The organism is Mycoplasma sp. OR1901 (assembly GCF_013348745.1).
Lineage (GTDB): Bacteria > Bacillota_I > Bacilli_A > Mycoplasmatales > Metamycoplasmataceae > Mycoplasmopsis.
This window is the reverse complement of sequence record NZ_CP054666.1, coordinates 37,730-57,661: the sequence shown is the minus strand read 5'-3', so window position 1 is coordinate 57,661 and position 19,932 is coordinate 37,730. Positions and strand designations below refer to the sequence as shown.

Below are 19,932 nucleotides of genomic sequence, written 5' to 3'. Positions count from 1 at the left end.
TTTGTATGAAATGTTAATTTTTTGTATATTATTTTTCTTTTTTATATGGCTTTGTTAGATTATTTTTTAAATCATAAAATTCATTTTTTGACATGGATGAAGGTACTATTGATTTTTCATATGTAATATTTGTGTTCTCGAATGCATTAAAACTAATATAGTTTATATTTGGCATATTAACACTTGTTAAATATCTTGAACCCTCGAAAGCTTCGTTACCGATTTTAGTTACTTTTGGCATATTAATTGTTGTAAGAGATCTGTTGTTTTTGAAAGCGCCTTCATAAATATCCTTTACATTTGGTAAATCAATGCTAGCTAATGATGTATTATTTTCAAAAGCATATCCTCCAATTGTTGTTACATTAGGCATATTAACATTCCTTAGGGATGTATTATCCTTAAAAGCATTAAAATGAATTTCGGTCGCATTCGGCATATTAACACTTATTAAACTAGTATTTTTAATAAAAGATTCACTACTAATTTCAGTTATATTCGCTAAATCAATACTAGTTAAAGAATTATTGCTCTCAAAAGCACCTCTACTAATTTTTGTTACATGTTCCGGTATTTTAATATCACCTGTAGCTTTTGTACCATCAACAAGTATATTGTTAATAATAGCTAAATTGTTTTTATTTGAATCAATTAAGTTTTTAAGGTATTTTGATGATTTAAATGCGCTACGATAATAAATAGAAGTTACATTTGGTATATTTAAACTTACTAAAGATTTAGTGCGACTAAAAACACCTCAAGGAATTACCTTTATATTAGGTAAATTAACAGTTTTTAAAGACACATTTCATTCAAATGCATTCACACCAATTTCTGTTAAATTAGGCATATTAACACTTGTTAATAATTTATTATGAGCAAAAGACGATTCATTAATTTGAACTAAATTTTTCAAATCAACATTTGTCAATGAAGTGTTATAAAAAGCATAGCTATCTATTTTAGTTACATTAGGCATGTTTACAGTTTTTAAAGACACATTATTACGGAAAGCGTCAATACCAATAACCTTAACCTTTGGCATATTAACACTTGTTAAATTGGTATTGCGTTCAAAAGCACCACTACCTATTTTAGTTACATTAGGCATGTTTACGCTAGTTAAAGAATTATTATTTCTAAAAGCATATTTTAAAATTTCAGTTACATATTCTGGTATTTTAATATCACCTATAGCTTTTGTGCCGTCAATAAGTATATTGTTAATGACAACTAAATTGTTTTTATTTGAATCAATTAAATTTTCAAGATATTTGGATGATTCAAATGCGTTTGTACTGATACTAATCAGATTTGGAACATTAACATTAATTAAAGAAGTCGTATTAGCAAATGCATATCCCTCAATTTCATTTACATTTGGCATGTTAACACTAATTAAAGACGTATTTCCTCAAAAAGAATGAAAGCCAATTTTGGTCACTTTTGGCATATCAACACTCGTTAGGGATGTATTGTTTTTAAAAGCACTATCATAAATTGAAGTTACATGTTCTGGTATTTTAATATCACCTGTAGCCTTTGTGCCGTCAATAAGTATGTTATTAATAATAGCAAGATTGTTTTTATTGGAATCAACCAAAATATCAATATATTTGGATGATTCGAATGTATTAGCTCCGATATAATTTACATTAGGGATATTAAGATTGGTTAAAGATAAGGTGTTTTTAAAAGCTTGATCATGAACTTCTTTTGCACCTGGTAAATTAACATTCATTAAAGATGTAGCTCCTTCAAATGCTCCTCTAACAACTACTGCTACGTTTGGCATATCGATACTTATTAAGGATGTATTATTTTTGAACTGTTCATATACCATAACAGTTACATTCGGAAGACTTAAATGTAAAATTTTGACTTTTGTGTTTATTTTTAAATTTTTATCTAACATTCACTTAATTGATGAATAATTATCGATTGATTTTACTAACTCATATCAATCAAAATAATTATTTTTAGATATATAACCTTCCTCAATATATTTATCTATATTGCTTTTATCGATTACTAAATACCCCGTTGTATCACTTATAATTAAATTATTTTTTACACTCATTTCTATCTCCGTGTTTTCAACTTTTAACACTATATATCTATAATAAACGACAAAATAATTAAGTTATTTTGTTATATGTAACTTAAAATTCAACATTTTTATAAACCTTTTTTGTGTTTTAAATTTATATAAAAATATTATATAACTTTATATTGGACTTTATTAAATTCGATGGCTTTCTTTTGGACTCTATTTCTAATAAATAAAAAATGAGTTATTAAACAAAATAATTACAAATAGATATTTTAAGAATATTTATAATTGCCCACATTATTTTTGAATCGCCCACAAAAGTACTGTTTTCGGGCGATTGCTTAATAATTGGATAATTCGTAACTATTCCTCCGACCCCAACTTTTATTAAAAATTCCATAAAAAGTAGTGCTCTGTAACAAACCCTTAAACCCGGTCGGGATTTAGAGGTTTGCTATAGTTAGTCTTTTTAATTATATTTATTGCGTCCTTTAACTAAAGTTGACATGAGATAATTATTATTAAATAAAAAAATATAAAATTTACATTTTTTGTTAAATATTTACAAAATTTGTAAAATATTTGTATAATATGAATATGGGAATAAAAGAAAAAATAGAAAATTCTGACTTAAGATTGTCTAGTCTATCTAAGGCACTAAATATAAGCAGGCCCACATTGTATAAGTTTATTGACTTATATGATCGAAAAAAAACAACTAAAATTAACGCTAAGGTAAAAGAGTTATTAAAATTTATCGATGAAAATGAATATATAAGCAATTACTATGTTATGAATTATATTTCAGTGCTAAACGACAAATATAACAATAAAAAACTCTTGATGTTTGAATTAAATAAAAAAGACAAAATGTTTAAACTTAAAAAAAAATTAATAGAATTAACAATAAATTTAGATGATATTAATTTTGAAGAAGCAAAGAAAGAAATTAATATTTTACTTAACAGAAAGGAATTCTAATGAACAATATTATTTCAACAAAATTAGAAATTAAAAACTTCAAAAACTTAAATTTTGAAGATGATAAAAATAAGAAACAAAGTATTTTATTGAATACAAATATTGAAGAAGGAGAAGAAAAAATAGGAAACCTACTATTTGTTGTAGGTCTAAATAACGTTGGTAAATCTAATGTTTTGGAAGCATTAAAATACGCTCAATATCCTAACATAGAAAATTCAAAGCCAAATTTCACCGAAATGAAAACAACATATGAAACGAATGTGAAAATATATAACGTTTTTTCTTCAAGCAAAAAACAACAGCCTTATACTTTTGATAATATCAAATTAAACATAGATGATATTATAAATATACAAAGTCATGGTGCAAAAACAAAAGCTACATGCGCGGTTCTTAAAAATAAAGCAAACATTAAACTTTCTCAAAATGATTATGTTTATTTAAAAATAACTATTAAATCATTAGATTATAAATTTAACTATAGTAATTCATACAATGGGTATAAAGGTCCAACTGAAGAGTCAACCAAAAAAATAAACCCAAATGGAAAAATTACTCAATTATATTGTTATAAAGGAGATGATAATTACTGACCATGATACATTGATATAACCTCAACAAAAGGAATGGAAATAGAAGAATTTGTCGAAAAAGATGAAAACACTTTTGAAATTTATTGCTATATTTTAAAAGACAATTACAACATTCAATTTAATGATATTGTTGATTATCAAAAACTTAATTTAAATAACAAATCTTTTTTATATTCATTAAAAAATGAAAACGAAAATAAAGAAAGTAGTATCGATAAATTATTTGAAATAACAAATAATGATTTTAAAGATGTGTTATCAAAATTAAAACAAAGTTCTTCAGCATTTAGAAGAAGGTTAGAAGAACGCTTAGTAAAAGATTTCAATAATCTTTCTAGTGAATTTAATAAAATTATCAAAACAACAGAAAACACTGAATATAAATTTAAAATTATTATTGAAGAAGGTTTAATTGAATTTGCTTTTTATCAAAATGATTCACCACTTGATTTTGAAAAACAATCTGATGGATTTAAGTGATTTTTTGAACTATTTATTTGGCTAAAATTAAACACAAACAACGAAATGAAACCAAAATTTGTGCTAATTGATGAAACATTTGGAAACAACATAACTCCTCAATCGAGAAAATTATTAGTATCTAAACTGAGAGAATTTGCTTATAAAACAGGGATTATATTCATCGTAACTACACATGACCCATTTTTAATTGATACAAATTACCTTGAAGAGCTTAGATTTGTGATACAAAACGAATACGATGGATTAATTAGTTCAACTGTATTAAGCAAATTTCATGATATTGATCAAAATCATATAAATGCATTGAATCCGTTATTAAATTCTTTCGCTGTGTCATCTAATGTATTCTTAGATAAAGATAAATCACCAATCTACTTTGTGGAAGGTATTACAGATTATTGTTACCTAACAGCAATGGCGGAAAAGTTAGAATATGATAATATCAAATTTTTACCTTTTCAAGGTGTTAAAAAATCTTCAAATAACATTAAACATTTATTCAACATAACAAAAACACCAAACTTTTTAGTTGATGGAGATTCAGCTGGCAATGAATTCAAAAATGATTTAAAAGAAAAGTTTGAAAACATTGTTCAATTTAAAGATGTACCAAAATTAAAATCAATTGTTGAAATAGAAGACATGTTTAATGGTTTTGAAAAATATGATATGAAAAACAATAAAACATTTGAATTTGCTACAGCATTTAAAAAACAAATTTTAGCAGATAAAATAGAAATTAATGATAAAACAATAGAAAACTTTAAGAATCTATTTGACTATTTATTAGGAGAATAAAAATAAATAAAAATAGTGTTAAGAAAGCTATTTTGTAGTGAACCCCCTAAATCTGGTTCGGATTTAGAGGTTTGCTACATTTTTAATATTAATTTGACGTTTTCACATTATTGAATCACTTTTTAGTAAAAAACTTTACTTGTTTTCTTAAATCTTAAAATATATTTTTATTATAAATTACACATTAAAATCTTTTTTATGTTCATAAATCATTCAAAAGTAACTCTATAATATTACGATATAATAAAACTATTTTTAAACGTATTATATATTTGTACAAATTAATTTATAGTTATAAAAATTCAAATTTTCAAATTATAGTTGAACTATCATTCTCCTAAAACAGCATATTATTTGTGGGCGATTACTTAATTTCATAACTAATCCTTCAACCGCTCAAAATAATAAAAAAGTAAGTCGAAACTTACTTTTGCTATTACATTTTAATGTTTCCTGGTGTTCTTGGATAAGGGATTGTATCTCTAATATTTTCCATACCTGCAACATACATTACAAGTCTTTCAAACCCTACTCCAAAACCAGATGATTGCATGTGTCCAAAACGTCTTAAATCTAAGTATCATTGTAAATCTTCTTGGTCGATACCTAATTCATTTACACGTTGAACAAGTTTGTCATAATTTGTTTCTCTTTGGCTACCACCAATTAATTCTCCAACTCCTGGAACTAAAAGGTCAAAAGCAGCAACAGTTTTACCATCTTCATTTTGATACATATAGAATGCTTTAAAGTCTTTAGGGAAGTTAATTACGGCAACAGGTGCTTTATAAAGTTCGTCTGTTAAGTATTTTTCGTGTTCGCTTCCTAAGTCTAAACCAAATTTAATATCTTGATTTTCAAATCTATCTTTAACTTTTAATAATTCTTCAATTGCGTCTTTGTAATCAATAATTTTAAGTGGTGTATTAATGTAACTTTCTAAACGAGCAATTAAGTTGTTATCAACATGTTCGTTTAGATATTCGATTTCTAATTTGTTAACTGATAAAGTGTTTCTAATAACTACTTTAAGCATATCATCAGCTAATAAAATAGTTTTATTTAAGTCATAAAAAGCCATTTCAGGTTCAATCATTCAAAACTCTGCTAAGTGTCTTTTTGTGTTTGAATTTTCCGCTCTAAAAGTAGGTGCAAAAGTATAAATTTTATTCATACCTAATGCATAACTTTCCCCATGTAACTGACCTGTAACACCTAAACTAGCTTTATTACCTTTACCAAAAAAGTTTCCTTCTTTAGATGAGTCATCTACTAAAAATGTTTCTCCAGCTCCTTCTCCATCATTACTTGTGATAATAGGGCTATTCATGTAGTAAAATCCTTTATTATCAAAGTATTTATGTACTTCTTTAGCTAAAGTTGAACGGATTAACATAACTGATCTAAATAAGTTAGTTCTATGTCTTTGGTGTGGAATTTCTCTTAATGTTTCAATTTTCATCTCTTGTTTTTGGATAGGAAAATCTTCATCAACATTTTTATAAGCAATTAATTCTGTAGCTTTCATTTCAATTGGTTGTGGTGAATTAGGTGTTGCATTTAAAGAACCTTTAATTTCGATAGCTGCACCATTTCTTAATTGATCTAATAAATCAAAATCGAATTGTTCACCTTTAAAAACAACTTGTAAGTTTTTAACAGTTGAACCATCATTCATTTCAATGAAACGAATTTTTTTGCTACCTCTGTTAGATGTAACTCAACCTTTAACAGTAACATCATTTCACCCATCATAAAAGTTAGGTTTTAAAATCATTTTTTTAATAGTATGCATATTATTCCTCTATATTAATTTTTATTATTATTTTAGTTATTTCTTGTTTTGTTTTATCAGTAATTAGCGGACAATGTAATTCACCTGGTAAAAATAAGGCAAAATATCCTTCTGCTAAACGTAAATAATTATTTTTATTATCGTAATTTACGAAAACAACATCATTCTCAGGTTTATGTAATAAAACGTTTTGTTCAGTATATTTAGGATTTAAATCATATCCAAATATCTCATCACATTCTCCTGCATAAATATGTATATCCACATTTTTAGCATGAATTTCACCAAAAGTTTCTTCAGGAAATAATTCTTTATACTTCATTTTAACAATTTTAATTTTCTCATCAATTTGTGTGATACCAAAATCTAAAGTGTTAAAATCAAATTCTTTGAGTAATTTTAAAGCACGATTTAATGCTGGATATTTAGTTTGATAAACATCAGCATTAACAACTTTGTCATATATCATTAATTATTTTCCTCGCTCTTAATTTTAAGTAAAACTTCATCAATTCTACTTCCAATTGAAGATACATCATCAAAATAGAATTTAACTGACGGAACTTTTCTTCAATTTAATCTTTTAGCTAAAATTCTTTTTACAATACCTGCAGAATTATTAAGTGCAATTAAACCTTTTTCTTTATTTGAAAATAAGTTTACATAAACTTTAAGATAACTTAAATCTGATGATAACTCAACATCCATAACAACTGGATCAATGATATTTTTATTTGTTATTTCATTAAATAAAATATCTGCAATCATATTTCTAATTAATGCTTCTTTTCTTTTTAAATTTATATTATTCATAAGTATTTAAATTATATATTATTTTAAGTAAAAAATTATTTAAAAATCAAGCTAGGAAATAGCTTGATTCTTAACGATTATTTATTTGTGTTTGATTTTTGTAAACGTTTGTTAAATCTATCAATTCTACCTGTAGCTTTGATTTGAGTTTTGTTTCCAGTGAACACTGCGTGACAGTTTGAACATACGTCAACTGTAAAGTTTTTTCTTGTTGATTTAAAAGTGTATTCTTTTTGACAAGTTGAACAAGCAACTTTAACTTCGTGGTAAGCAGGATGTAAATCTTTTTTCATATTTTCTTCTTATCCTTTCGACTATTTAGAATAGAACTCAACAACTAAAGCATCTTTAATTTCTGAGTGAATTTCTGTTCTTTCTGGTAATCTATCTAATTTAGCTGTAAAGTCTTTTCTTGTCATTCATGCTGAAGCTTGTTTTGTTTCTAAAGCTTCAACAATTTGTTTGTTTGTTCTTGATTTTTCTTTTAATTCAACAACATCACCTAATGATACAACCATTGAAGGGATGTTAGCTTTTTTACCGTTTAATGTAAAGTGTCCGTGGTTAACAAGTTGACGAGCTTGTCTTCTTGTTGTAGCAAATCCAGCTCTGTAAACTACGTTATCTAAACGAGTTTCAAGTAATTGTAATAAGTTTGTACCTGTAACTCCTTTAGCTTTAACTGCTTTTTCAAAAGCTTTACGTAATTGTTTTTCGTTTACACCGAATAAGTGTTTAACTTTTTGTTTTTCGTATAAGTGTAATCCGTAATCTGATAATTTAACTCTTTTGTTTCCGTGTTGCCCTGGTGCGTAAGTTCTTTTTCTACCTTTAGAAAATTCTTTACCTGTTTCTAAAATAGAAAAACCTAAACGACGAGCTTTTTTGAAAACTGGTCCTGTATATCTTGACATTTTTCCTCTTTCCGCATAGAAGTTTGAGGGTTTATTTCTAGCTATTAAAATTTAGCTTAATGTTTTCGTTTAAACAGCTTAAACTACTCGCAAAGTTTGACATGCTAAATTTTTCTTAGTTATAATAAACTGCTGTAACTTAATTTATGCTTTATTATTTTATCATTTTTTTATTTTTTTCTAAATTTAAATTTATTACTAATTTTGGTGTTGAATTTTATAATAATAAATTAATAAAAATAGTGATTATTTTTTGAATAATTATGCTATAATCTTTTATATTACTAAACAGTAATGTTTAAACAAATTGAAAATAAATAATAAATGAGGAAAAAATGAAAAAAATAAATTACTTAAAAAGGTTATTGTTACCTTTATTAGGAACAAGCTCTATTATTGTTGTTTCATGTTCAAATAATTCAGAAAATAATGTAAACAACAACCAAAATACAGGAAATACCGAAACTAATAATACAGATAGTAAAAAAGCAAACGAAGAAAATAACACTGGCATAACCACTGAAGTTGATAATGAAGTAAAAAAAGAAACTGAAGTTCCTAATGAGAAAAACAAAGGAACTAACGATAGCGAAACTACAGTAACAGAAGAAACCGAAACTGAGAAAAAAGATGCTCCAGAAGAAAAAAACGAAACCGAAACTAATACAAGCGAAACAAGTGATGAACAAATTACAAAAGATAAATTAGGTGAATTAGTCTCAACATCTTGAGATTTACATGACGAATTATCTGATGATCCTGAAAAAAGATACGATGCTTTAGTTAAAGAATTATTTGACAAATTAATCAAAATAAGTGAAAAAATGCCAAATGAAGGATTCGCAGGAGAAGAAGTAGTAAAAGCTTATAAATCACTAAGTGATTTTATAGATGTAATTAAAAATCAAAAAAATCAAATAGATAATCCTGACAAAGAACAAAATGAAACTGTTGAAGAAAATACTGATGAAGAAGTAGAAACTCCAAACGAAGATAAAACAAGTGAAGTTAAAGATGAAGAAGAAACAGAATCTCCAAGTGAAACAGAAGAAAAACAAGATAGTGGAGACAATGATTTCACAAGCTCGATAGACGATAAAATATTAGAAATTTATGATTACACAGATAATCTTGAAGAAGATAAAACTTCTATTGGCGATGAATTATTAGCTAAATTAAATAAATTTAAAGAAAAATACTATTCTGAAAAAAATAATTTAAACCAAGAAAAAGCAAATACATTTTTAGAAGAATTAAACCAAATGTTAAATGATGCAAAAAGCAAAGCAGAAACAAACGCACAATAATTAAGATATATTTATTAATTATAAACTCCTCAATAAGGGGTTTATTTTTAATGTTTTTATAAAATATGGTTTTTATCATAAAAAAATACTAAATTTAATGTTTTCTTGTTAAAAGCAATATAATTAAAATATTCTTTATTTCAAAGAAATTAGTAACGAGGTAAGTAATATGAAAAAAAGCAAAATATTTAAAAAAATCTTAATCCCTTTTTTAGGTACAAGTCCAGTATTTATTATTTCATGTTCTTCTACAAATAGTGCTCAGAAGGAAGAAACAAACGAAATTCCAAACACAATTGTAGATAATTCAACAAGTAATAATAAAGAAGTTGATAATAACGAAAATACTGATTCAAATAATCAACAAGTTAATGATAAAAACCAAACTGAAGGTTCAAGTAATAGTGAAGTCGTAGAAGAAGTTCCTGCTAACAAGAATGAAGAAATTGAAGACAAGTCTGATAATAGTTCAAGTAATAGCGAAGTAGATAATAACGAAAATACAAGTTCCGAAAACGACAAAAGTGAACCAATAGAAAATCCTGGAGATAATTCAACAAATAATGGTGAACAAGATAATAATGATAATCAAGAAAAAATAAAGCAAGAAGTTATAGAAACATACTCAAACATTATTAACGAACAAGAGAAATTTATTAATTTATTAAAAACCACCAAAGGTGAAAGCAATTCTGAATTTAAATATGAAATTTTATTCGACAGCATCAACCAAGTTACAGAAAATTTTGATAAATTAGAAAAACCATTGAAATATGATAATGAAGAATTAGATAAATATAATGAAAGTTATAAAACTTTAGAAGTAGAATTTAACAAAATGGTTTCATTAAAAGAAACATTAAAATTAAATGCAGATACTGCACCACAATATTATGCTGGTAATTTTGACAAGAATGCAGTTAAAAAAGAAGAAAATGAATCTAAAAATGATTACAGTAATTATCCAGAACTAGATGCTATTGAAAAATCAACTAAAGATGGTAATAGACAAAAAAATGAAGTTAATGCTTTAATAAATAAAAAAGCATTAGAATTTGTTAATTTATCAAAAGAGAATTTATCTGATTTTAATGATAATGGATATAACCCTTCTCAAAAAGCTCAATTAACTAAATTTTTAGAAGATGAAGTAATTAAAGATGAAAAAAACAAAAAAGAACAAATATTTTTAGTGTTTAAATGAATAACAAAACATGTTAAATATGCAAATGATGTTAGATCAGCAAAATTAAACCCATTTGAAGTTAAACAATTTTTATCAGCAGTTTGTGGTGGTTACAGTATCTTATACAAATCATTGTTAGACATTTTAGGAATTAAAACTGTTATGGTAATTGGTTGATCTTCAGCTGGTGCTCACCAATGAAACGCTATTCAAGACCCAGAAACTAACGAATGATTCTTTTCCGATGCAACATGAGGTACAGTTAGTGAAAGATATTTTAGATTAACAGCAGATCAAATTTCAAATGACCATAGAGTTGAACGTGTTCTAGATTTAAACTACTTCAAAGACAACATTACTTATGAATACTGAAATGGTCTTTCAGTGAAAGACGCTAACATCGACAGCCCTAATATTCCTGATAAATTAAATGATATTTTAGTAGAGAACATTTCTGACACTATTTTAAATAACAATAAAGTTAAAACATTAAATATCCCTGAATTTGTTAAACATATAGAGTACCCAGGCACAAAAGGAACATATGCTTTTGAAGTTTCAAAAGATAATAAATTCTTTGCATCTCAAAATGGTATTTTATATAGCAAAGACTTTTCAAGAATATTAATGACTCCAAGTAATTTAAATTCAAAAACCGTTACTATCCCTAAAGAAACATCAACTTTAAATGACGGAAAAGATTTATTTGAATCAAATTCAGTAAGCGAAATTATTGTTGAACCTGGTAATTACTCTTTTGCATCATATAAAGGTGTTTTATATAATAATGATTTTAGTCAAATAATATCAATACCAAACGGTACGACAAATTTAGTTGTTCATCCAGACGTTAAATTTCAAGGACAAGAAATTTCATTTAAAGATAACTTAAGAACCGTTACTTTATCAGAAGGAATTACAGTAGTTGAAGATTTTACTTTCAATACACTTAATAGACTTGAATACGTTATATTCCCTTCTACAATTAAAGAAATTAAGAATGAAGCATTTTTAGGAATTAGAAATGTAACACTTAAAACACACGAAGATAATGAAATAGTTAGAGATTTTGCAAAAAAACATAATTTTAAATATGAGGTTATAGTAAATAATTAATTAAAAATCAATTTTTTAATTAATTCTAAAAAAACACTATAATTAAAACTATGGAAAATAATACAAAAATTTTTACTAAGGATAAAACATTTGTAGGAGCTAGAAAAGTAATTTTTATAACAGTTTTTACATATGCCTTTTTATTTATGTTAACTATTTTGTTATCTATTGCAGGAACAAGTATACTTGAAAACATATTATATAATTCTAAAACAGGACAACAAAAAGCTTACTATATAGCTTTAGGTTTAATTATATTTGGTTTTATATCTAACTTAATACTTTCAATTTTTAGTGGTCATCGTCAAAATACTAGCTTATGAAAATCATCTTTATTTGCAGTATTTAACGTAGTGGTTTGAACCGCAATAATAACTGGACTTTTATTCCTTTTAAAAGTGTATGAAAGACAGTCAACAATAACAGGAACGAATGAAACATTTAGTTTTAGAAATTTCCTTCTATTATCTTGCTTACCTGTACTTATTTTAATGTTTTGTGCGGCAATTGGATACTTTGGACTTATTAACCAACACATAATTAAAATTACAATGGTTCTACTTGGAATATCACTTATGGTTTTATTTGTAGTTTCATTCTTTGTTTTAAAAGTACAATGATACTACTCTTTAATTAGCATATTATTTATTTCGGCAACAACAGCATATGAATTTTATTATGTTAAAAAAGAAATACAAAATTTCGCATACGTATCATCTAACTCACAAATATATAGTTACGGAATAAGTTTAGCAACTAGATTATTCATTAACACTTCAACAATGTTAATACATTTATTAAGACTTTTTTCAAGAAATAATTAGAAACTAAAATAGTTATTTAAAAGTAAGCTACCAATCAGTAGCTTACTTTTTTGATTTTAAATTTGAATATTTTTGTACTCAAAAATGTATAGTTTCAAGTTCGTAAAGTTACTAAAACCCCTACTATTCATACAAAAAAGTAAGTTGCTATTAAATAACTTACTTTTTATTTATGATATGTTATACCATTTTTAATAGTAAATGCACGGTATATTTGTTCAATTAGCATCACCCTAAAAAGTTGATGCGGGAATGTCATTTTAGAAAAGTTTAACTTAATATCAAAATGACTTTCAATCACACCATTTGAACCACCTATTACGAATGTTATATTATCTAAATTTGTGATTTTTTCACTAAACTCTTCTGATGTGACTTGTTTAGCTTGTGTTGATAAATAAATAACTGGTGAATTTTTAGGTATTTTTTCTAATATTAATTCAGTTTCTTTTTGCTTTTTTAACTCTATATTTTGTATTTTTTGTTCTTTAATTTCAATTACATTAACTTTTGCGAAAAAGTTAACTTTCTTTAAATAATCATTAAAAATGACTTGGTATTCTTTTGATAAACTACCAACTGCTATAATGTTAAGTTTCATTATTTTTGTGATGCAATATGAAACATTAACATTTGTATGTCGGCAGGATTTATTCCTGAAATACGAGAAGCTTGACCAACTGTTTTAGGTCTAATTTGTTCAAGTTTTTGCATTGCTTCTGTTGCTAAATTTGCAACTTTACGATAATTAATATCATCTGGAATTTTGAAATTATCTAATTTAGACATACGATTAGCAAGTGATTCTTGTTTTCTAATGTAACCATCTAAACGTACCATTGTTGTTAATTCATTTTTAAATTCAAAATCACCTAAAATATCTTTTGCATCAACATCAGGTCTTGCTAAAGCTTTAAGCATTGAAATACCGTTATCTATTTTGTATTTAATTCCAATTTCACTTTTTGAGGAAACGAATTCTTTAGATAATTCATCAATTTTTTTGTTAATTAATTCATATTTGTCAATAACTTTTTGATAATCTTTTTCATTAACTAAACCAACATTATTTCCATACTTAGTTAATCTAATGTCTGGATTATCATTTCTAAGTAATAAACGGTATTCTGCTCTACTTGTAAGCATTCTATAAGGTTCTTTTGTACCTTTTGTTACCAAATCGTCAATTAAAACACCTATATAAGCATCATTTCTTCTTAATATAAGCGGTTCTTTATTTTCTAATTTTTGACCTGCGTTAATTCCTGCGATTAAACCTTGTGCAGCGGCCTCTTCATAACCACTTGTACCATTTATTTGTCCTGCAGTAAATAAATTACCAATAACTTTAGATTCTAATGTACTTGAAATTTGTAATGGATTAAGTGCGTCATACTCAATTGCGTAACCTCATTTTTGAATTCTTGCATTTTTTAGACCAGGAATAGTTCTTAACATTTTATCTTGAACTTCAATTGGCATTGAAGTTGACATACCATTAACATAAATAATACTTCCGTCCGCTGTTTCTGGTTCAAAGAAAATTTGGTGACGTTCTTTATCTCTAAAACGCATAACTTTATCTTCAACACTTGGACAATATCTTGGCCCAACACCTTTAATTAAACCTGAATACATCGCTGATCTTGAAATATTTTCTTCAATAATTTTATGTGTTTCTTCATTAGTGTATGTTAAATAACATGAAATTTGTTCTGCTAATTTAACTCCTGAACGAGATGAAAAAGTTAAAGCTGTATCATTTAAAACTTCTTTTTCAACTTCAGAAAAATCAATAGAATCAGCATAAACACGAGCTGGTGTACCAGTTTTTAATCTTTGTAATTCTAACCCTAATTTCTCAAGTGATTTACTTAATTTAGGTGTAGTTTTTTGATTGTCTGGACCACTAATTGTAATTTCATCACCACGTAGAATTCTTGAATTCATGTAAGTACCTGTTGTAATAACTGCCACTTTAGCTTCAATTAAACCTAATCCTTCTACTTGGAAACCTTTAAAAGTTTTGTTTTCATCTACAACCACTTCTTCAACAACCGCTTCAATTAAAGTAATGTTCGGATGTTTTTCAAGTGCGTCATGAATAATTTGTGAATATTTATCTTTATCAATTTGTGCTCTAAGAGCCCTAACAGCTGGACCTTTTGATTCATTAAGCATTTTAATTTGTATCATTGCAAGATCAGAAAAATAACCTTGGACTCCACCTAAGGCATCAATTTCTCTTGTAATTATCCCTTTTGCTGGACCACCAATTGAAGGGTTACATGGCATCATTGCTAGACGATTTAAATCAAATGAAATTAAAGCTACTTTATGACCTTTATTAGCTAAAGCAAATGTAGCTTCAACACCTGCGTGTCCTCCACCAACTACAATTGCATCATATTTTTTATATATATTAAACATAATTTATTATTATATCAAATTTATGTTTATTTTTGCAAAAAGAGAGCAAAAAAGTTAAAAACAACGTAAAAACAGCGTTATTTTTAACTTTTATAATTTTTTTACTTTTTTAATGGTTCTTTTACTTTTAACATTTTTCTTAACTTATAAACATTTTCATTTGTAATAAATTTAATTGATAAGAAATATATAGTAGAAAATATTACCACAACAGGAATAACATCCCCTGTATATCAAACTCATTGAAAACTTTTATCATCATTTGTGAAAGGAATTCACATTAATGTATTGGTTATCCCTACTAACAATATAATTCATTGTATATTTTTAAACTTGTAAAAGTAATATGTAGATAGTAGAAACGCACTTAAAATAAAGATAATACTAAAAACTGTAGATAAAATAATCCTTACTCAAAAAGTTAAATTAAAACCTTTTGTAGATTCAATTAAATGTCAAGGTACTATTCTACCTGAAATTAAAATTAAAGTAATTACACTTAAAGCAAATAAAATATTATAGATTCAAGATATTTTTTTATTCACGTGTTTCTTTAAGTCTTTCTAATATTTTAATGAACTCATTAAGTGAAACGTTGTATGTTTCGTTTTCACCATATTTACGGTAAGAAATTGTGTTTGAAACTCTTTCTTGTTCACCTAAAATAACTTGGAATTTAGATTTTGACATTTGAGCTTCACGAACTTTTTTACCTAATCTTTCTTCAGAAGAATTTAGTTTTGATCTAAATCCAAGTTCGAAAAGTTTATCATTAACTGATTTTGAATATTCAAAATCTTCATCAGAATTAGTTGCAGGGATAACTGTAACTTGTTTTGGTGCTAATCAGAATGGTAAAACACCTTTTGTTTGTTCAATTAATATAGCAACGAATCTTTCGTATGTTCCAATTAAACCTCTGTGAATCATAACTGGAGTTTCTTCTTCACCTTTTGAGTTAATGAATGATATTTCAAATTTTCTAGGTAACAAGAAGTCTAATTGTAATGTAGAAACTGTAATTTCATGACCTAAAGCTGTGAAAATTTGAATATCCATTTTTGGTCCATAAAAAGCAGCTTCCCCAACTTTTTCTTCATATTTAACATCTAAATCGTTTAATACATTACGTAATTCGTTTTCAGCTTCATTTCACATATTGTCATCATTGTAATATTTCTCTTTATTTTCCGGATCACGAAGTGATAATGAAACATAGTCAATTTTAATTTTAAATGCTTCAAGTGTTTCTTTAATTAAGTTATACATTGATTTAAACTCTTGAGCAATTTGATCTTTACGGACGAATAAGTGACCTTCTGTTAATAACATACCACGAACACGTTCTAAACCTGTAAGAGCACCTGATTTTTCATAACGATATAATTGTGATTGCTCACTATATCTAATAGGTAAATCTCTATATGAACGTTTTTCTGTGTTGTAACAAATGATGTGATGTGGACAAGTCATTGGACGTGCGATAAGTCTTTCGTTTTCAACTACGATTGGCTTAAACATATCATCTTTATAGTGTGATAGATGACCTGAAATTTTGTAAAGTTCCTCTTCACCAAAGTGTGGTGTTAATACTTCTGTAAATCCATATTTACGGTCGTTTTTAAGTACTAAATTACGAATTTCGTTATGTATAGCCATTCCGTCTTCTAATCAAAAAGGTAAACCTTGACCACCTAATTTGTTGAATGTAAATAATTTCATTTCTTTACCAATTTTACGGTGATCTCTTTCTTTACGATCTTTTAAAATTTCTAAATAGTCATCTAATTCTTGTTTTGTTTCTCAAGAAGTACCGTAAATTCTTGTTAATTGAATATTGTCTGAATTTCCTCTTCAATACGCACCAGCAAGACTTAAAAGTTTAAAGTGCTTAATGTGTTTTGTATCTTCAACGTGACCACCAGCACATAAATCAGTAAAAATAACTTCTTTACTTAATGGGTCAATTAAAGAGTAGAAAGTAATATGTTTACCCGCTTTTTTAAGTTCGTTATATAACTCTTGTTTATATGGCTTATTTTCAAAATTGTATTCTTCTTCAGAAACCTGTGTCATAACTAAATTTCTTGAAGCTAACTTTTTCATTAAACGTTCAATTTTATTTAATTCTGAATCTGAAAGTGGTGTTTCAAATTCAAAATCGTAATAAAATCCTTCATCAGTAGCAGGACCAAATCCTAATTTTACATTTGGGAAAAGTTTTTCTACTGCTGCCCCTAGTAAATGACTTGTTGTATGATTTAATAATTTATTTGCTTTCATTTACTTCTCCTTCAAATCCTATTTTTTTCATAATTTTTGATAAAACTGCGTTCGCTGTTTTATTTGCTTTTTTAGCACCTATTTTAGCAATTTCGTCTACTTTGCTAAGTGCGTCATAATATTTAGATTGGATGTCAATTAAAAGGTTTTTAACCGCTAATCCAACTTCATTTTTAAAATCTCTATAATTGTAATCTTTAAATAATGTTTCCGCTTCTTCTAAACTTATTTCTTTGATTGAAGCATAAATGTTTAATAGATTTAAAACTCCAGGTTTTCCATTTGAAATATATACTTTATTTTCTGAATCTGTAACTGCTTTCATAATCTTTGAATAAGCTTTTTCTGGGTCATCAAGTAAATATATTATTGATTTTTCACTCTTCGAGTCAGATTTAGACATTTTAGAATTAGGATCAGTTAATGATCTAATTCTTGACCCTACCTTAGGTACATATCCGGTTGGAATTTTTAAATCTAAATTATATTTTGAATTAAATCTTTCCGCAATATTTCTTGTTAATTCTAAATGTTGCACTTGGTCTTCACCAATCGGAACAACATCAGTGTTATAAAGTAAAATATCTGCGGCCATTAAAGGTGGATACATAAGCAATCCTGTTGGAATTTTTTCAGTACCGTTACCTTGTTTTAGTTTCGTAGATTTATCTTTAAATTGCGTCATTCTAGATAATTCACCAATTGTTGTTAAAGATGTACATAATCATTGTAGTACACCCGTTGCCAGAATATCTGACTGATAAAATAAGGTGGTTTGATTATAATCTAAACCACATGCAATATACATTGCAATAATACTTTTACGTGCTTTATTAAACTCAATAGGATCTACTGCTCCTGTGCTTAACGCGTGTAAGTCAGCAACAAAAACATATGAATCATAGTCTTTTTGCATCGCGACAAAATTTTTAATAGCACCAATATAGTTTCCTAAAGTTAAGTTACCAGTTGGTTTAATACCACTTAGTAATGTTTTTTTCATCTTTTCTCCCATATTTAGTTAATAATTAATTAAATTATATTACAATTTATAATTCGCATTACTATTTAAGTGCTTATATTGTAATTATTTTAAAAAAAGAACTAAAGTTATTTTAGTTCCTTATTGAATTGATTTTATTCAGTTACTTTTGATGTAAGTTCTCTAAGTTTTGTCATGATATTAGCATCGAATTGTGTTTTACCTTCGATAGCACTATTAACTAATTTTAATAACGCTTCTACTTCATCTTTAAACTCTTTATTTTTGTCATCGCTTGTTAAGTAACTATTTAATTGATATTGAATTTCATATAATAAATTCGAATTTAGGAAAGTAGGTTCGTTTATTTTATCAAATAATTCTACTATTCTTTTAATTATTTTCATTCTAAATATATTGTCTCAACGGAAGTTTAAATTACTAATAATTGCAGTACTATTATCTTCTAGTATTTTGAATAAAGGACTATATTTACCTCTTCAACCATTATCAATACTATATAAAGTTTCTGCAGAAAAATCACCGAAATTATTTTTATTATAAGCCGCTTGATAATCATCAATGAATTCTTGGATTCTTTTAATTTCATCCAATGTTTCGGTGTTATTAAAAACTTCTAACGATTTCATAAACTCTTTTAATTTTGGTATATATTCATTATATTGTCTATAAGCTTCATCGGTAGTATAAGTTGCAAAAACTAACATAGTCATAGTTCTAAGATTTAAATTTAATAATTTAATCTTGATATTATTTTTCTCTTCTTCACTTATCACTTCTTTTTTAGTATCGGTAGAATCATTTTTGTCAGTTTCAGATGATTGACTTTCTTTTTTTGAATCATCTACCGTATTGTTATTAGGAGATTCACTAACATTAGAATTTTCTGAAGAATCTTGTTTAGTATTTGGGGTTGTTATTTCTTCATCTTTAGTTACAGATGAATCACTTTGATTTGAAGAATTATCGGTGTTTTCGCTTGGAGATACATGGCTATCGTTAGAATTATCTTGCGGAGTATTTTCTTTGCTTTTAGGAGCTACATTTATTTCTTCTTGTTGTTTTGTTTTTGGAGCTTCATTTTGAATTCCTTTTTGTGTAGTGCCGTTTTCTTGTTTTACAATTGGATTATTATTTGGCGTTAATGGTTTTACATCTGTATTTGATCCAGTACCATTTTGAACATCATTATTTTGTTGTTTGTCATTTGCTACAGTATTTGAGCAACTAGCAACCAAGGTTCCAATACTAATAGAACCTAAAAGTAATAAATATTTATGTATTTTCATATTATTTCCTATCATGTATTTGTATATTTTCGGTATTTATTCTACCATACATTTTATTATG

17 protein-coding genes are annotated in these 19,932 nt (G+C 26.5%); 5 read left to right on the top strand and 12 right to left on the bottom strand.

Going from position 1 to position 19,932, the window contains the following annotated elements; genetic code table 4:
• Positions 1-28: 28 nt before the first annotated feature.
• On the bottom strand, positions 29-2,080 hold the full coding sequence (locus HTZ87_RS00230) for a leucine-rich repeat domain-containing protein (RefSeq protein ID WP_174892577.1): 2,052 nt from the start codon (positions 2,078-2,080) through the stop codon (positions 29-31).
• A 570-nt stretch (positions 2,081-2,650) separates the two neighbouring features.
• Between HTZ87_RS00230 and HTZ87_RS00225 the strand changes: the two genes are divergently transcribed.
• A complete protein-coding gene (locus HTZ87_RS00225; protein WP_174892576.1) occupies positions 2,651-3,034 on the top strand; it encodes a hypothetical protein in 384 nt (127 codons plus the stop codon).
• Positions 3,034-4,911, top strand: a complete 1,878-nt coding sequence (locus HTZ87_RS00220; RefSeq protein WP_174892575.1) for an AAA family ATPase — start codon at positions 3,034-3,036, stop codon at positions 4,909-4,911. The genes HTZ87_RS00225 and HTZ87_RS00220 overlap by 1 nt, the downstream gene beginning before the upstream one ends.
• Before the next feature lie 436 nt (positions 4,912-5,347).
• Here the strand turns inward: HTZ87_RS00220 and asnS are convergent, their stop codons facing one another.
• The 5 genes from asnS to rpsD form a co-directional block, all read right to left on the bottom strand.
• A complete protein-coding gene (gene asnS, locus HTZ87_RS00215; protein ID WP_174892574.1) occupies positions 5,348-6,706 on the bottom strand; it encodes an asparagine--tRNA ligase in 1,359 nt (452 codons plus the stop codon).
• A gap of 1 nt (position 6,707) precedes the next feature.
• A complete protein-coding gene (locus tag HTZ87_RS00210) occupies positions 6,708-7,175 on the bottom strand; it encodes a YhcH/YjgK/YiaL family protein (protein ID WP_174892573.1) in 468 nt (155 codons plus the stop codon).
• On the bottom strand, positions 7,175-7,519 hold the full coding sequence (rbfA, locus tag HTZ87_RS00205; protein ID WP_174892572.1) for a 30S ribosome-binding factor RbfA: 345 nt from the start codon (positions 7,517-7,519) through the stop codon (positions 7,175-7,177). The genes HTZ87_RS00210 and rbfA overlap by 1 nt, the downstream gene beginning before the upstream one ends.
• A gap of 77 nt (positions 7,520-7,596) precedes the next feature.
• Positions 7,597-7,812: a 50S ribosomal protein L31 gene (gene rpmE, locus HTZ87_RS00200; RefSeq protein WP_174892571.1), complete on the bottom strand. Its 216-nt coding sequence runs from the start codon at positions 7,810-7,812 to the stop codon at positions 7,597-7,599.
• 21 nt (positions 7,813-7,833) lie between these two features.
• Positions 7,834-8,433, bottom strand: coding sequence for a 30S ribosomal protein S4 (gene rpsD / locus HTZ87_RS00195; RefSeq protein ID WP_174892570.1), 600 nt, complete (start codon positions 8,431-8,433; stop codon positions 7,834-7,836).
• Between the two features lie 335 nt (positions 8,434-8,768).
• Between rpsD and HTZ87_RS00190 the strand changes: the two genes are divergently transcribed.
• The 3 genes from HTZ87_RS00190 (at position 8,769) to HTZ87_RS00180 (ending at position 12,866) form a co-directional block, all read left to right on the top strand.
• Positions 8,769-9,740, top strand: a complete 972-nt coding sequence (locus tag HTZ87_RS00190; protein ID WP_174892569.1) for a hypothetical protein — start codon at positions 8,769-8,771, stop codon at positions 9,738-9,740.
• Between the two features lie 169 nt (positions 9,741-9,909).
• On the top strand, positions 9,910-12,042 hold the full coding sequence (locus HTZ87_RS00185; RefSeq protein WP_174892568.1) for a transglutaminase domain-containing protein: 2,133 nt from the start codon (positions 9,910-9,912) through the stop codon (positions 12,040-12,042).
• 50 nt (positions 12,043-12,092) lie between these two features.
• Positions 12,093-12,866, top strand: a complete 774-nt coding sequence (locus tag HTZ87_RS00180; protein ID WP_174892567.1) for an MAG0110 family membrane protein — start codon at positions 12,093-12,095, stop codon at positions 12,864-12,866.
• A 166-nt stretch (positions 12,867-13,032) separates the two neighbouring features.
• On the opposite strand, the gene HTZ87_RS00175 is transcribed toward HTZ87_RS00180, so the two are convergent.
• The 6 genes from HTZ87_RS00175 to HTZ87_RS00150 all read right to left on the bottom strand — a co-directional run bounded on the left by HTZ87_RS00175 (position 13,033) and on the right by HTZ87_RS00150 (position 19,871).
• Positions 13,033-13,467 (bottom strand): 23S rRNA (pseudouridine(1915)-N(3))-methyltransferase RlmH, encoded by a 435-nt coding sequence (locus HTZ87_RS00175; protein ID WP_174892566.1) that lies wholly within the window; start codon positions 13,465-13,467, stop codon positions 13,033-13,035.
• Positions 13,467-15,287: a tRNA uridine-5-carboxymethylaminomethyl(34) synthesis enzyme MnmG gene (mnmG, locus tag HTZ87_RS00170; protein ID WP_371813982.1), complete on the bottom strand. Its 1,821-nt coding sequence runs from the start codon at positions 15,285-15,287 to the stop codon at positions 13,467-13,469. Before mnmG ends, HTZ87_RS00175 begins: the two co-directional genes overlap by 1 nt.
• A 110-nt stretch (positions 15,288-15,397) precedes the next feature.
• Positions 15,398-15,841, bottom strand: coding sequence for a hypothetical protein (locus HTZ87_RS00165; protein ID WP_174892564.1), 444 nt, complete (start codon positions 15,839-15,841; stop codon positions 15,398-15,400).
• On the bottom strand, positions 15,834-17,579 hold the full coding sequence (gene thrS / locus HTZ87_RS00160; RefSeq protein WP_174892563.1) for a threonine--tRNA ligase: 1,746 nt from the start codon (positions 17,577-17,579) through the stop codon (positions 15,834-15,836). The genes HTZ87_RS00165 and thrS overlap by 8 nt, the downstream gene beginning before the upstream one ends.
• Positions 17,566-18,582 carry a tryptophan--tRNA ligase gene (gene trpS, locus HTZ87_RS00155; protein WP_174892562.1) on the bottom strand — a complete coding sequence of 339 codons (1,017 nt, stop codon included), beginning with the start codon at positions 18,580-18,582 and terminating at the stop codon, positions 17,566-17,568. The genes thrS and trpS overlap by 14 nt, the downstream gene beginning before the upstream one ends.
• A gap of 134 nt (positions 18,583-18,716) precedes the next feature.
• Positions 18,717-19,871, bottom strand: a complete 1,155-nt coding sequence (locus HTZ87_RS00150; protein WP_174892561.1) for a hypothetical protein — start codon at positions 19,869-19,871, stop codon at positions 18,717-18,719.
• Positions 19,872-19,932 lie beyond the last annotated feature (61 nt).